Raw genomic sequence first — 2,724 nt, forward strand, 5'->3', positions numbered from 1 at the left:
GAGCTCGGCGTCGGCTTCCGCGCCACCTCCGGGCCGGTGATCGTGCGCGCCGGCGACCTCGCGGCGCTGCTGACCAATCTGCAGCCCCACGACGTCCTGTTCATCGACGAGATCCACCGCCTGTCGCCCCAGGTCGAGGAGATCCTCTACCCGGCGATGGAGGACTTCCAGCTCGACCTGATCATCGGCGAGGGGCCGGCCGCGCGCTCGGTCCGCATCGAGCTGCCGCCCTTCACGCTGGTGGGCGCGACGACCCGGTCCGGCCTGATCACCCGGCCGCTGCGCGAGCGCTTCGGCATCCCGCTGCGCATGCAGTTCTACACCCCGGACGAGCTGGAGCTGATCGTGAGCCGTGCCGCCCGCGTGCTCGGCATGGAGCTGACCCCCGACGGGGCGGCGGAGGTCGCGCGCCGCTCGCGCGGGACGCCGCGCGTCGCCGGGCGCCTGCTGCGCCGCGTGCGCGACTTCGCGGCCGTGGCCGGGCTGGACGCGGTCGACGCCCCCGCCGCCGATGCGGCGCTGACCCGGCTGGAGGTCGACCGCAACGGCCTCGACGCCATGGACCGGCGCTATCTCTCCTGCATCGCGATGAACTACTCCGGCGGTCCGGTCGGCGTCGACACGCTGGCCGCGGCGCTGAGCGAGCAGCGCGACGTGCTGGAGGAGGTGATCGAGCCCTACCTGATCCAGCAGGGCCTGCTCCAGCGCACGCCGCGCGGCCGCATGCTGACCGACCACGGCTTCCACTATCTCGGCCTCGGCGTCCCGGCGATGCCGGCCCGCCAGTTCGACCTGCTGGCGCCCGCCGCGGACGGCGGGCCGGGCGGGGACCTGGACCCGGAGGACGGCGATGTTTGAGCCGGAGACCGCCCCGCGCGGCCGGATCGTGGACGGCACGCACGTGTTCCCGGTCCGCGTCTACTACGAGGACACGGACGCGATCGGCATCGTCTACTACGCCAACTATCTCAAATGGGCGGAGCGCGCGCGCACGGAGATGCTCCGCGTGCTCGGCGCCGACCACTCCCGGGTCCTGCGGGAGACCGGTGTTGCATTTGCGGTACGCCGCTGCGCCGTCGAATACGACGTGCCGGCGCGGCTGGACGACGACCTTGAAGTGCTCTCCCGGATCGCCGATATCGGCGGCGCCTCGATCGGGTTCGAGCAGGTCGTCCGCCGGGCTCCCGGTGCGGACAAAGATGGGGCGCGGCCTCTCGTTAGACTTTCGTTAACCGTGTTTTGTCTCAATCGAGCCGGTCGCCCGGTCCGGATGCCGCCATCGGTGCGTGCGGTCCTGGCGACGGTCGACGACACGCGAAGGCAGGGCTGAGGAATGGATCAGGGTGTCATGTTGGGGGCTGCGGCCCAGGCTCACGACCTGTCGATGTGGGGCCTGTTCATGGCGGCCGACTGGGTCGTCAAGCTGGTCATGCTGACGCTGTTCGCCGCATCGATCTGGTGCTGGGCGATCATCTTCGACAAGGCGATCCGCCTGCGCCGCCTGAACGCCCAGGCCGAGGAGTTCGAGGACAGCTTCTGGTCCGGCGGCTCGCTCGACACGCTGTACGAGCGCATCGGCAAGCAGCCCGGCGACCCGATGTCGGCGACCTTCTCGGCCGGCATGCGCGAGTGGCGCCACGCCACCGACCGCGGCTTCGGCAGCAACCCCCGCGGCACCCTGCAGCAGCGGGTCGAGCGGGTGATGGGCGTCACGATCGGCCGCGAGATGACGCGCGCCGAGCGCTACATGCCGGTGCTCGCCACCGTCGGCTCGACGGCGCCCTTCGTCGGGCTGTTCGGCACGGTCTGGGGCATCATGAACTCCTTCGCCTCGATCGCGAGCACGAACAACACCAGCCTCGCCGTCGTGGCGCCCGGCATCGCGGAAGCGCTGTTCGCGACCGCGCTTGGCCTGGTCGCGGCGATCCCGGCGGTCGTCGCCTACAACAAGTTCTCCAACGACCTCGGCCGCTACTCCGAGCGGCTCGACGGCTTCGCCTCGGAGTTCAGCGCGATCCTGTCGCGCCACCTCGAGGAGCGGGCCTGACATGGGCGCACAACTGTCTGGCCGCGGCGGGGGCAGGGGACGGCGGCGTTCGTACACGCCGCTCTCCGAGATCAACGTGACCCCGTTCGTCGACGTGATGCTGGTGCTGCTGATCGTCTTCATGGTCGCGGCCCCGCTGATGAGCGTCGGCGTGCCGGTCGACCTGCCGCGCACCGCCGCCCCGCCGCTCGCCCCGGAGAAGGAGCCGCTGTTCGTCAGCGTCACTCCCGACGGGCGCGTCTGGGTCCAGGAGAGCGAGGTCGAGATCCAGAACCTGGTCTCCCTGCTGACCGCGGTCACCGGAGCCAATCCCGAGGCGCGCATCCTCGTGCGCGGCGACCAGACCGTCGCCTATGGCCGCATGCTCGAAGTGATGGGCACGATGAGTGCTGCCGGCTTCACGAAGGTCGGCCTCGTCGCCGACCTCCCCACCCCGACGGCGGCGGCACGCTGAACCCATGCGCCAGGGCCTGATCTTCTCGGGTGTGGTCCACGTCGCGGCGGTGCTCGCCGCGGTGCTCGGCTTCCTGCCCGGCCCGACGGCCCTCGTGATGCCGGCGCAGCCGATCCCGGTCGACATCGTCGACATCGGCGAGATCACGAACACCCGGATCGACGAGGCGCAGCCGGCGCCGACCCCGCCGCCCCGGCCCGCCGCCCGGCCGGCCCCGCCGGCC

At 71.4% G+C, this 2,724-nt stretch carries 4 protein-coding genes and 1 pseudogene; all 5 read left to right on the forward strand.

Annotated features, from left to right (window positions below; genetic code table 11):
* The coding region (ruvB, locus tag VGO20_RS15545) for a Holliday junction branch migration DNA helicase RuvB (RefSeq protein WP_327503285.1) at nt 1–858 on the forward strand (858 nt) is incomplete at its 5' end.
* Nucleotides 851–1,330 (forward strand): YbgC/FadM family acyl-CoA thioesterase, encoded by a 480-nt coding sequence (locus tag VGO20_RS15550; RefSeq protein WP_327503286.1) that lies wholly within the window; start codon nt 851–853, stop codon nt 1,328–1,330. The genes ruvB and VGO20_RS15550, both read left to right, overlap by 8 nt.
* Before the next feature lie 18 nt (nt 1,331–1,348).
* On the forward strand, nt 1,349–2,047 hold the full coding sequence (gene tolQ / locus VGO20_RS15555) for a protein TolQ (RefSeq protein ID WP_327503287.1): 699 nt from the start codon (nt 1,349–1,351) through the stop codon (nt 2,045–2,047).
* A 1-nt stretch (nt 2,048) separates the two neighbouring features.
* A complete protein-coding gene (locus VGO20_RS15560) occupies nt 2,049–2,501 on the forward strand; it encodes an ExbD/TolR family protein (RefSeq protein WP_327503288.1) in 453 nt (150 codons plus the stop codon).
* Between the two features lie 4 nt (nt 2,502–2,505).
* A pseudogene (locus VGO20_RS15565) lies at nt 2,506–2,724 on the forward strand (hypothetical protein); the annotation flags it as partial.

It is taken from the genome of Arenibaculum sp. (genome assembly GCF_035998295.1).
Classification (GTDB): Bacteria; Pseudomonadota; Alphaproteobacteria; order Azospirillales; family Azospirillaceae; genus DASYHS01.